Below are 11,980 nucleotides of genomic sequence, written 5' to 3'. Positions count from 1 at the left end.
AAAGTTAGCAACCTTAATGTATAGATTAGACCCGAATAAGGACCTAATAAGGCATATTTTTACGAATAGCTTTAATAAATTATTAAAGCTATTAAAATGCAAACAAGCCCAAGGAAAATTCCTGGGTTTGTCTACAATCTGGGGACAGATTTAAATCTGTCCTTTTTAAAGTTCAATTTTTTGCGGGAAGGGATTGTTTTTCATAATTCCCCACATTTTATCTATATAGGATAGTGTGTAGAAATTTTCGTAATAGTGGAAATAGAAAGAGCCTTTAGGCGTTAGAGTATAAATGCCGTCTTGTTCTTCAATAAATTTTAATAGTTTAGCTATTCTAATTTCCAAACCAAAATATTTTTTTAAAGAACAATTGAAAAAATTTTTAAAGTCTTTTTCCGATATCTTTGTAGAGTATGCTGTCCAAAAAAGATAGTACAACATTCTCTGCCTTTTAGTAAATCTTGTAGTCAAAGAAGTGGGGAGCAATTTATTTTCTATCCTATTTATATAATCATCAATTGAGAAGGTGTTGATTTTAAATTGCTCTTTTAATAGAGTAGTTGCTGAACAACCAAAGCCAAGGTAATTTTCTCTAGTCATGGAAGAGTATAGAGAGTTGTTTTTTGAAAAAGTCCATATTGAATTTTGAGAGAATCCATTATCAATACAATGTTTAATAATCGAATAGTATAAATTTCTCTTTTCTTTTGTGTTAAGTGCGCTAATAGGACTTTTGGTAAATTTAAAGTCTATAAAAGGATACAGAGCTATGTGATTTGCTCCAATATCAAATGCCAAATCTATATCATTTTTTAAATCTAAATAGTTTTGATTAGGTAAGGCGAATATAAAATCCATTGATACAGTTTCAAATTTAACTTTTGAAAGAGAATCAGACAAGGATTGTAAATTTACAAATTTTCTTCCGAGCATATTTTGAAATTTACTTTGAAAAGATTGGACACCAATGCTTATTTTAGTTATCCCTATACTTTTTAATTTTTTTAAACATTCAACAGTTACATCTTCGGGGTGTAGCTCAATTCCAATTCCGTCTTTAATGTAAAAATATTTTGAAATTGTATAGAGAATTTCATCTAATCTATCTATTATAAGAGCAGGACTTCCACCACCAAAGTAAAGAGTTGTAATTTCTTTTTTTATAGAAGATTGTTTAGAGACAAGTTCTATCTCTTTTAAAAGATAATCTATGTATATATCAGATTTTTCTTTAGAATAAACTGTTTTACAGTAGGGACAGAAATCACAAATACTCCTACAAAACGGGATGTGAATATATAATCCTAGATTATCTAAATCTAAATAATTTAGAGAGTTATCATATTCACTATGGAATATAAATGGTTTAGTAGAGCGTGTGAGGAAAATTTTACCGAGCTTTTTTAACATATCTTCTCCTTAAATATATTTCAAATAAGTTTTTAACATTTCAAATATTATTTTTACATTTCCACTAAATAAGAGCGTATATTCAGCTACGAAGAAATATCCACATTCTTCACATAGCCCTGAAACTTCAATGCATCTACCACAAGTTGAAATAGTATAATTTTCAATGACAACACATTGATGGCAAGGTGTTGGAAAATTACTCTCAACTAAAAAAGGAAGAGCAGATTTTAAATTAAATATAGGTTTGCCATTGTCGATTTCATTTGCAATAATCTTCGCTACATCAAATTTTTCAGATTTTGAGAGTTTTAAATGAGCAGTATCAGGATATGGAGTATGAAAATTGAAAGAAACGGCTCTAATATTTTTATATTCTGTAGAAAGATTACAAACATCTTTAACTGAGTTTTTATTTATTTTGTTTATTGCCATATATAGGCAAATATTATCAGATGTGGAATTTTTTATATTTTCCAAAATTAAATCATATGTATTTCCTCGTATAGTATTGTGGCTTTCTCTATCACCATCTAAACTCAAGAGAATTAAATCAGCTTCTGGTAAATCAATAGGATAAGTACCATTTGTAACAACATTTACAATTAAAAATCCCATATTCTTTGCTTCAACCACTAAATCTTTTAAAGTTTTACCGGAATCTTTCCAAAGAAAAGTTTCTCCACCACAAAAAAACAAAATTCTAACTCCTAAATTGTAGAGAATACGCATTTCATTTTTTATTTGAAAGTATGTATAGATTATGGAACTTATATTATTAACCGAACAGTGTTTACAACTTAAGTTACATTTATCTGTAATTATAATAGTTCCAAGAATGGGCTTTTTCTTTTTAAAAATTATTGTCTTTATACCAAATTTTGCAAAATATAAAAATGATGATAATTTCAAAATTACCTCCCAACAAACCGTTAATAAAATATATAAAAATTATAGCATAAAATTTAAATGTAATTTTTACTCGAATAATATAATATGTAATATAAGATATTATATATCGGAGGATTGTATGAAAAGAAAAATAGAATTATTTGTGACTTCACTTCCATATTCATTTATGGGTATTTACTTGGATGCAAAATATGGCTCTTTGTTGGGTTATTTTTTGAGAATAGCAGTTTTAATAGCTATAATAAAATTTATAAAGAAAAATACTATAATAATTCCTATAATAGTCGGAACTATTATTTCAACATTAATATCATTGGAGTTAACCAAAATTTTTTTGGAAAATGAATGGAACTATTATTTTAAACCTTTTACGGCAATTGAATTAATATTGTTTATTATGACAGTAATTTTAGCGATAGAACTATTAGCTTTTATGTTAGAAATAAAAAGATTTAATATAGAAAAATATTGGGATGACACTTTGAATCAGGACGAAGATGCTATTAGAGAATATTTTTCTCATGAGGCAATTATATATTGGCATAATACAAATGAAAAATTTACAGTTGAAGATTACATACTTGCAAATTGTAAATATCCTGGAGATTGGTCTGGAAATATTGAGAGGATTGAGAAGAGAGAGAATTTGATAATAACTGCAGTAAAAGTATATGCAAAAGATAAAAGTGAATTTCACCACGTGATTTCATTTATTAAATTAGAAAATGGAAAAATCATCTCTTTAGATGAATACTGGGGAGAGGATATTGAAGCTCCAATATGGAGAAAAGAAATGGGAATAGGTAGCAAAATTTATAAATTAGGAGAGTTTTATGGATCATAAGGGAACCGTTAAATTAGAAACAGAAAGACTGATACTTAAAAAGTTTTCATTAGATGATAGTGAACAAGTTTTTAAAAACTGGGCAAATGAAGATGAAGTTACAGAGTTTTTAAGGTGGAAATCTCACAACAACATTGAAGTTACAAAAAATATTTTAAGCGAATGGATTAAAAGTTATAAAAATTTAGATTTTTATCAATGGTCAATAGTATTAAAAGAAACGGAGGAATCAATAGGAACTATTTCTGTAGTTGGAATGGATGAGATGACAAATAAAGTACATATTGGATATTGCTTGGGAAGTAAATGGTGGAATTTAGGGATTATGAGTGAAGCTTTTTCAAAGGTTATATCTTTTCTATTTGAAAAGGTCGGAGTTAAAAGAATAGAATCTCAATATGACCCTGAAAATGTAGGCTCAGGGAAAGTTATGAAAAAATGTGGGTTAGTGTATGAGGGAACACTTAGAAATGCAGATTGGAGCAATAGGGGAATAGTTGATGCTTGTATGTATTCAATATTAGCAGAAGAGTATTTTAGAAATATATAAATTATAAAAGTAATGGCTTAATTCCATTGCTTTTTTATAAATCTTTTTTTAAAAAACTATATTAAAAGTAAAAGAATGAACAATAAAAAAACAAATTGATAAGTAATATTGATTAGTATATAATCTAAAAAGTGTTCACATAATATAGAAAAATTATCGATAGTTTTAATTAATTTAAAAAGGGAGATATGTATGGCACTTATAATAGGAATGATTCTAACATTGGCAATTATTTTTGCTACTAAAGATTTCATAAAGAAATATCCGAAGATAAGTTACTTTATTTCATTTGTATTTTCTATTGTAGTTATTTACTTATACTATACAGAGATTAATAAAGAGTTACCGGAAGTTTTTAGTAAATATGTTTTAAATACATTCAAAAGAGGTATTTTTGCAACTACAATTTTTATGGTAGTTATGTTTTTGGGATGTGTTAAAAATCATACGTCTTTAACAAGAAAGTTTATGGAGATAAGAGGCGAAATTTCTATAATTGGATGTATATTTGCACTAACTCACAATATAATTTATGGAAGGAGATATTTTGTGTGGCTTTTATTTGACTGGTCACAGTTTAAAAATATTAATCAGTTAGTGGCTGTTATTTTGTCGGTTATATTGGTGATATTAATGTTAATATTAATGGTAACTTCTTTTAGGTGTGTACGTGCAAAAATGTCAGCTAAGATTTGGAAGAATATTCAAAAATTAGCTTATCCATTTTTTTATATAATTTATTTACATGTAATGACACTTTATGTTTCAAAGTTTGATGAGAAAATTTTTGAAATAATAGTTTACACAATTATATACTTAATCTATACTATAATGCGTTTAAATAAGACAAAAATTAAGAAGATATCTCGTTAAGAGGTATCTTTTTTGCTATAGAAGATTATTTCAACTGGTTTATGATAAAATTCTAAATAGAATATTTAAAAAAGTTAAATTTGGAGTTGAATTTATATGAAAATATTAGTTAGCGCCTGTCTACTTGGAGAAAATTGTAAGTATAATGGTGAAAATAATTTAAATGAAAATTTAAAGAGATTTTTAAGTGAGCATGAAGTTATTGCAGTTTGTCCTGAAGTTTTGGGCGGGCTCTCGATACCAAGAGTTCCGGCTGAAATTGTAGATGGAGTTGTTACTAATAAAAATGGAAGAATTGTAGATAAAGAATTTAAAAAAGGGGCTTTAATTTCTCTTGAGATGGCAAAAAAAAATAAAATTGAATTAGCTATACTGCAATCCAGAAGCCCAAGTTGTGGAGCTAAACAATTATACGATGGTACTTTTAGTGGTAATTTAATAAATGGTTCAGGAATTTTTGCCAAATTGCTAAAAGAAAATGGGTTTTGTGTAGTGGATATAGAGGATTTCTCGGAAGATATATTAGGTGGTAGAGAAGATGTTTGATTGTTTAATAGTTGGATTAGGTGGCTTCATAGGAAGTGTTTTAAGGTATTTAATAGGTTTGATAGGCATTGATAAAACTCAACTGCCTATCAAAACTTTGATTATAAATATAGTTGGCTCATTTGTAATAGGTTTAGTTGTTGCTATTGGATTAAAGAATAAAGACTTGGATTATAGATGGATACTCTTTTTAAGAGTGGGAATTTGTGGAGGGTTTACAACTTTTTCTTCATTTGCATTTGAAAATTTTCAATTGTTTAACCAAGGTGAATTTATAATTGGCATATCATATATTTCTTTAAGTGTGGTAATAAGCATATTGGCTATAGTTTTAAGTCAGTATTTAGTTAGAAGTTAAAATTAATTTTATTAAAGGTGATTGAGTCGTCTTTTTTTGTAAAATAAAACTATTTAAAAAATTTGACACATTAATAAAAGTGTAATAGAATTACTTACATAAAAAAATGAAATAAATTTGGGGGATATAAAAATGACTTTTGAAGAATTAAAAAATTTAATTTGTGAGAACTTTGGAATTGAAATGGATCAAATAACAGAGGAAGCTAATTTACAAGATGATCTTGGTTTAGATTCTCTAGACGCTGTAGAACTTTCAATGGCTATAGAAGAAAATTATAATGTTGAAATTCCAGATGAGGATTTTACAAACTTTATAACTGTTGGAGATGTATTTAAGTATATTAACAGTAAAAACTAATGGAAAAGTACTTAGAACTTACTAAAAGTTTAATAAAAGAGTTTGATAACTCAAAAAGTAGTTCTCTAGAAATAAAGATAGAGAATTATTCTTTGAATTTAAAAAAAGAAGATTTCAGATATTATAGTACTGAAAATTTTGGAACTCCACATACTGAGGTCAGTAGAGTAAATAATGTTGAATCTAATGTTGAAGTCTTCGACAGAGAGTATGAAGGGGAAGAGATAAAATCACCATTGGTTGGAGTATTTTATTCTTCTAAAGACCCTGAATCTGAACCTTTTGTATTTGAGGGAAAACAAGTTAAGAAGGGAGATGTAATTTGTATTTTGGAATCTATGAAGATGATGAATGAAATTAAATCTCCTTTTGATGGAATTATAAAAAAAGTTTGTTGCAAGAATGAGGAACTTGTTGAATTTGAACAAGTACTTTTTATCTTGGAGAAAATAAATGCTTAAAAAATTATTGATAGCAAATCGTGGAGAAGTTGCACTAAATATTTTAAGAAATTGTAGAGAGTTGGGAATAGAAACAGTGGTTGTGTACTCAAATGTAGATAAAGAGCAACCAGCTGTCTATTTAGCCGACCAAGCTGTATGCATTGGAGCGGGTAAGAGTCAATCTTCATATTTAAATGAGTCTAATATTTTAATGGCTGCATTAGAAACAGGATGTGATTCAATACATCCGGGATATGGGTTTTTATCTGAAAAGGGAGATTTTGCAGATAAAGTTGAAAAATGTGGTTTAAAATTAGTTGGTCCAAGTTCTGAGGTAATGAGGACTATGGGAGATAAGATATCTTCAAAAAATTTGATGATATCAAATGGAGTTCCAACTGTTCCCGGGTTTAATGAGGAAATAAAAAGCAAAAAAGATTTAATTGATGCTGCTGAAAAATTAGGATTTCCAATTTTACTAAAGGCTTCAGCTGGTGGTGGTGGAAAGGGAATGAGAAAAGTTTCTGAAATTGAAGAGTTAGTTCCTACATGGGAATTGACAAAGAGAGAAGCTCAAGCATCATTTTCAAATGACACTATTTATATGGAAAAGTTTATTGAAAATCCAAGGCATATAGAAGTGCAGATATTGGCAGATTCATATGGGAATGTAATACATCTTTTTGAAAGAGAGTGTAGTTTACAGAGAAACAATCAAAAAATTCTTGAGGAAGCACCGAGTATATTTCTAAGTGAAAATTTGTTGGAAAAAATAAGAATAGCTGCGGTGAATTGTGCACAGGCTTGTAATTATGAAGGAGCTGGTACTGTAGAGTTCATAGTGGATAAAGATGAAAATTTTTATTTTATGGAAATGAATACAAGACTTCAAGTAGAACACGCAGTCACAGAAATGATAACAGGGATTAACATAGTAAAGGAGCAATTAAAGATTGCTTCTGGTTTACCGCTTTCTATTAAACAGAGTGATGTAAAAAAAGAAGGACACTCAATAGAAATAAGAGTTAATGCTCAAGACCCTTTAAATAGTTTTCAACCACAATGTGGAGAAGTGAGTTTCTATTTGCCTCCGGGAGGAATGGACACAAGGTTTGAATCTTCTCTATATAAGGGGGCTGAAATTTTACCTTTTTATGACCCTATGGTTGCCAAACTCATCGTAAAGGATAAGACGCGTCTAGGAGCTATAAAGAAGATGAGAAGAGCTATAGAAGAGACAATAATAGATGGAGTTAAAACAAATTTAGGGTTCCAATATGCCATTTTACACGATAAAGATTTTATAAGAGGTAGAATTAATACAGGATATTTAAGAGAAAAAGAAGAGTCATTAGTTGAGGCGATGAGAAGTATAGAAAAAGGTGAGTAGATGGGAAGTTTAAGTAAGAGGAAAAATCTGCTTGATATTGTAAGAAAAGTTAGAATTCCTCATTCAAAAGATAAAAAAGTTGCTAAGGAAATTCCCGATTTATTCAAAGGTTGTAAAAAGTGCAAAAAAATAATTGAAATTGAAAGTTTAAAATCAAACTTATATGTGTGCCCGAATTGTGGTCATTATTTAAAGATATTGGGGGAAGATAGATTTAAATATCTTTTTGATGAAGGATATAAGAAATTAAAATTCAATTCAAAACACAAAGACCCTATTTCTTTTCCAGGTTATGATAAATTAAGAGAGGAACAAAGAAATAAGTCTGGTTTGGAGGAAGCAATTTCCATAGCTAAAGGCACTATTAAAAATATTAAAGTTGTCATAGCTGTTCTTGAACAAGATTATTTAATGGGAAGCCTAGGAACTTTTGTTGGAGAAGAACTGACTTCTATGTTTGAATACGCAATGGCCGAAAAGTTACCTGTAATAATTTTTTCATCAAGTGGTGGAGCTAGAATGCAAGAAGGTATTTTTTCACTTATGCAAATGGCAAAGACAGCAGCTGTTATAAATGAATTTTCAAAAGAGGGTTTATTATACATAAGTGTACTCACTAATCCAACAATGGGAGGAGTTAGTGCAAGCTTTGCAGGCTTAGGAGATATTATTATAGCTGAACCAAAAGCATTGATAGGTTTTGCGGGACCAAGAGTAATAGAGCAAACTGTTAGACAAAAATTACCTGAAGGTTTTCAAAGATCTGAAAAACTTGAAGAATGTGGTTTTATAGATTTAATTTGTCCAAGAGACAGACAAAGAGAAGAATTTTATAAACTTTTAAAGTTACATGAAAAAACGGGAGCTAGTTATGAGCGTATATGAAATTGTAAAAAATGCGAGGTCAGATAAAAGAATTAGAACTATGGAGTTAGTTGAAAATATTTTTGAAGATATAGTCTATTTAAAAGGGGATCGTAGTTTTGGCGATTCTCGTTCTATTATAGGGGGGATTGGTAGTTTCGAAGATATACCAATAACATTTATTGGAATAGAAAAGGGGAATGGTGTGGAAGATGGTGTCAAAAGAAATTTTGGTATGCCATTACCGGAGGGCTATCGTAAAAGTATGAGACTTATGCGTCAAGCAGAGAAGTTTAGAAGACCTATAATTACATTTGTAGATACTCCCGGAGCATATCCCGGAATTGATGCTGAAGAAAGAGGACAATTTGAGGCGATAGCAAGCAGTCTTAAATTGATGGCTTCGCTCACTGTACCAGTGATTACTTTTGTAATAGGTGAAGGAGGTTCAGGGGGAGCTCTTGCACTTTCAGTGGCAAATAAAATATATATGTTTGAAAATGCAATTTATTCTATTTTATCACCGGAAGGCTTTGCTACGATTCTATGGAAAAATGCAGCTCTTGCAGATAAAGCTTCTGAGATTATGAAGATAACTTCAAAAGATTTATATGAATTTGGAATAGTCGATGAAATTGTACGAGAAAGAAATAATATGCCTGATTATATGCAAATTAAAAAGCTGATAAGTGAAGAACTTAGTAGAACTAATTTTATGACAGCTGAGAATTTACAAAGAGAACGTTATGAAAAGTTCCGTATGATAGGGAGATAAGATGGGACTAAAATTTTTAGATATAAAAAAATTAGATTTAGAAAATAAAGTTGAAAATGAATATTTTACAAAGATTTTAGATACTTCTGATGAATGGATAAAGACCCGAACCGGTATATCATCAAGATATTTTACCAAGATGTCTGTGGCTCAAATGGCTGTTGAACTAGCTAGTAAGTTAGATTTTGATAGAGAGAATATTAAGCTTGTTTTAGTCGCATCTTTTACATCGAATATAATTTTACCTTCATTGGCAGGACTTATAAATGAAAAACTTAAATTGAATAAAGATTGTCTTTCTGCAGATATAAATATGGCTTGTACAGGGTTTGTGGGGACCATGATATTAGCAGAAAGATTTTTAAGAGAAGGGGAATGTGCACTCTTAATAGCTGCTGAGAAAATATCAAGTGTTTTAGATTTTAATGACAGAACTACAGCCGTGCTATTTGGAGATGGTTGTGCCGGAGCGATTGTTCAAAAAAACAATAAGCTATGGGTAAGTGATGAAAAAACTTATGGAAATGAAAATGCATTAGCTATGGAAAAGGGGAATTTCGTTAAAATGCAAGGTAAAGAAGTCTATAGATTTGCAGTTGATAAGGTTCCAAAATCTATAGAGGCTCTATTTGAAAAGGCAAAAATTGAAAAACAAGATATTGATTATATTTTTGCCCACCAAGCTAACAAGAGAATTTTAGAGCAGGTTTCACAAAAACTTAGTTTGGGAATGGATAAATTTAAAGTTAATGTGAATGAGTATGGAAACACTTCGGCAGCTTCAGTTCCGATTTTATTAGCTGAAAATAAAGAGTGTTTAAAAGATGGGGATAAGTTAATTTTTTCAGCATTTGGAGCAGGTCTTAACATCTGTTCAGTGTTAATGGAGTGGTAATTTGAATATAAATAATTTGTTAAATATAAAGTACCCTATATTACAAGGTGGAATGGCACATGTTGCAACGGGAGATTTCGCAGCTTGCATTTCAAATGCAGGGGCTATGGGGACTATAGGTTCAGGTGGCATGACTCCAGAAATACTAAAAAAAGAAATTGAAATATGTAAAGCAAAAACTGATAAATCATTTGCAGTAAATCTTATGATGTTGAGACCTGATATAGATAGTATGGTAGATATTATAGTTGAGTCTGGAGTAAAAGTTGTGACTATAGGGGCAGGAAGTCCAAGTAAATATATGAAAATTTTTGATGGGGAAGGAATAACTGTCCTACCTGTAATATCTTCTCCTGTGCAAGCTAAGAGATTGTCTAAGTTTGGATTAAATGGAATTATAGCTGAAGGAATGGAAGCAGGAGGTCATATTGGAGATATGCCATCAATGGTGCTCATTCCACAAGTTAAAAATGAAGTTGATATTCCAATTATTGCAGCTGGCGGAATAGGGTCTGGAAAACAGATGCTAGCTGCTGAAATTTTAGGAGCAATAGGAGTTCAAATAGGAACGGCATTTTTATTTACTGAAGAGTGTCCAATTCACGAAGAGTATAAGAGAGCTCTTATAAAATCAAATTCATCAAAAGTAACCACAGTTGGTCATATAAACGGACTTCCAATGAGATTGTTAAAAAATAATATGACAAGAGAATATAAGCAACTTGAAAAAAATGAATCCAACATAGAGATATTAGAGACATTTACTATAGGAAGACTTAGAAGAGCTGTTGTTGATGGAGATGTAAAAGAGGGTTCTCTAATGACAGGATACACAGTTGGGCAATATGATAAATTGATGCCGGCAAAGGACTTAATTGAAAAGCTTATGAGCGAATATGAAGAGGCAAAGAAATGTCTATTAAAATAAAAGATAAATTAATGAGCATACCAATAGTACAAGGTGGTATGGGTATAGGAATTTCAATGGGTGAGTTGGCAGGTGCAGTTGCTGCTGAAGGTGGAATGGGAACAATATCTTTTGTGAACTGCGGATATATGGAAAGTGATTTTTTTAAAAATCCTATGGAGGCTAACAAGAGAAGTTTTTTAAGAGAAGTAAAAAAAGCAAAAGAAATTGCACATGGCAAGGGTATTATTATGGTCAACATAATGCACGTGGTGAATAACTTTGAAAATTATTTGAAGTTTATAAACGAAACGGAAGTTGATGGTGTAGTAGTTGGTGCAGGATTACCGCTTGAACTACCTGAGTTTATAGACAATAAGAAAATAATAGCTCCGATTATATCTTCTGCAAGAGCGCTAAATATAATTATAAAAAAATGGTTGAAGAAATATAATAGAAAACCTGATTTTATAGTTTTTGAAGGGCCAGAAGCTGGAGGACACTTAGGGTTTAAAGTAGAAGATTTAAATACAGATATATTTAAAGAGCTGAGTGAAATTTTAAAAGTAAAAAATCAATTTGAAGAGCATATACCACTTTTTATAGGTGGGGGATTTGGCACTAAAGAGCGTTTTGAAAAAGCACTTGAAGAAGGTGCTGACGGGGTTCAAATAGGAACTGGCTTTTTGTTTACAGAAGAGTCTTCGTTAGATAGAAGAGCTAAAGAAAATTTATTGAACTCACATAATCAAAATAAAGTTGGAGTAGAAGTCATAAAAAGTCCAGTTGGGCTTCCGGCTAGAGCTATAGGTACAGAATTTGTTGAATATACTAATAAAAACAGATTTCCTTC

At 30.2% G+C, this 11,980-nt stretch carries 15 protein-coding genes; 13 read left to right on the top strand and 2 right to left on the bottom strand.

Annotated elements, in window-relative coordinates; all coding sequences use genetic code 11:
• Positions 1–165: 165 nt before the first annotated feature.
• On the bottom strand, positions 166–1,410 hold the full coding sequence (locus SOR77_RS03180) for a coproporphyrinogen-III oxidase family protein (protein ID WP_320635745.1): 1,245 nt from the start codon (positions 1,408–1,410) through the stop codon (positions 166–168).
• A gap of 9 nt (positions 1,411–1,419) precedes the next feature.
• A complete protein-coding gene (locus SOR77_RS03175; protein ID WP_320635744.1) occupies positions 1,420–2,322 on the bottom strand; it encodes a radical SAM protein in 903 nt (300 codons plus the stop codon).
• 118 nt (positions 2,323–2,440) lie between these two features.
• Here SOR77_RS03175 and SOR77_RS03170 point away from each other — a divergent pair, with 118 nt between their 5' ends.
• The 13 genes from SOR77_RS03170 to SOR77_RS03110 all read left to right on the top strand — a co-directional run.
• The gene (locus tag SOR77_RS03170) at positions 2,441–3,166 is read left to right on the top strand and encodes a hypothetical protein (RefSeq protein WP_320635743.1); all 726 of its coding nucleotides are present in this window, start codon (positions 2,441–2,443) and stop codon (positions 3,164–3,166) included.
• Complete coding sequence (locus tag SOR77_RS03165) at positions 3,156–3,716, top strand: GNAT family N-acetyltransferase (protein WP_320635742.1); 561 nt, start codon at positions 3,156–3,158, stop codon at positions 3,714–3,716. Before SOR77_RS03170 ends, SOR77_RS03165 begins: the two co-directional genes overlap by 11 nt.
• A 192-nt stretch (positions 3,717–3,908) precedes the next feature.
• A complete protein-coding gene (locus tag SOR77_RS03160; RefSeq protein WP_320635741.1) occupies positions 3,909–4,589 on the top strand; it encodes a ferric reductase-like transmembrane domain-containing protein in 681 nt (226 codons plus the stop codon).
• A 96-nt stretch (positions 4,590–4,685) separates the two neighbouring features.
• Entirely contained in the window at positions 4,686–5,135 is a 450-nt protein-coding gene (locus tag SOR77_RS03155; protein ID WP_320635740.1) for a DUF523 domain-containing protein, read from the top strand.
• Entirely contained in the window at positions 5,128–5,493 is a 366-nt protein-coding gene (gene crcB / locus SOR77_RS03150) for a fluoride efflux transporter CrcB (RefSeq protein ID WP_320635739.1), read from the top strand. The genes SOR77_RS03155 and crcB overlap by 8 nt, the downstream gene beginning before the upstream one ends.
• Before the next feature lie 132 nt (positions 5,494–5,625).
• Positions 5,626–5,853: an acyl carrier protein gene (acpP, locus tag SOR77_RS03145; RefSeq protein ID WP_320635738.1), complete on the top strand. Its 228-nt coding sequence runs from the start codon at positions 5,626–5,628 to the stop codon at positions 5,851–5,853.
• Entirely contained in the window at positions 5,853–6,314 is a 462-nt protein-coding gene (locus tag SOR77_RS03140; protein ID WP_320635737.1) for an acetyl-CoA carboxylase biotin carboxyl carrier protein subunit, read from the top strand. Before acpP ends, SOR77_RS03140 begins: the two co-directional genes overlap by 1 nt.
• On the top strand, positions 6,307–7,686 hold the full coding sequence (locus tag SOR77_RS03135; RefSeq protein ID WP_320635736.1) for an acetyl-CoA carboxylase biotin carboxylase subunit: 1,380 nt from the start codon (positions 6,307–6,309) through the stop codon (positions 7,684–7,686). Before SOR77_RS03140 ends, SOR77_RS03135 begins: the two co-directional genes overlap by 8 nt.
• On the top strand, positions 7,687–8,571 hold the full coding sequence (locus SOR77_RS03130; protein ID WP_320635735.1) for an acetyl-CoA carboxylase carboxyltransferase subunit beta: 885 nt from the start codon (positions 7,687–7,689) through the stop codon (positions 8,569–8,571).
• Positions 8,558–9,325 (top strand): carboxyltransferase subunit alpha, encoded by a 768-nt coding sequence (gene accA, locus SOR77_RS03125; RefSeq protein WP_320635734.1) that lies wholly within the window; start codon positions 8,558–8,560, stop codon positions 9,323–9,325. The genes SOR77_RS03130 and accA overlap by 14 nt, the downstream gene beginning before the upstream one ends.
• 1 nt (position 9,326) lies before the next feature.
• Positions 9,327–10,220, top strand: coding sequence for a beta-ketoacyl-ACP synthase 3 (locus SOR77_RS03120; protein WP_320635733.1), 894 nt, complete (start codon positions 9,327–9,329; stop codon positions 10,218–10,220).
• Between the two features lies 1 nt (position 10,221).
• Positions 10,222–11,148, top strand: coding sequence for an NAD(P)H-dependent flavin oxidoreductase (locus tag SOR77_RS03115; RefSeq protein ID WP_320635732.1), 927 nt, complete (start codon positions 10,222–10,224; stop codon positions 11,146–11,148).
• Positions 11,133–11,980, top strand: an 848-nt coding sequence (locus SOR77_RS03110) for a nitronate monooxygenase (RefSeq protein ID WP_320635731.1), incomplete at its 3' end; no start/stop codon positions are given. The genes SOR77_RS03115 and SOR77_RS03110, both read left to right, overlap by 16 nt.

Origin of the sequence: Peptoniphilus sp., from assembly GCF_034090345.1 — a bacterium.
Taxonomy (GTDB): domain Bacteria; phylum Bacillota; class Clostridia; order Tissierellales; family Peptoniphilaceae; genus Peptoniphilus.
The sequence above is the reverse complement of the archived record's forward strand: the minus strand, read 5'-3'. Positions and strand labels throughout refer to the sequence as shown.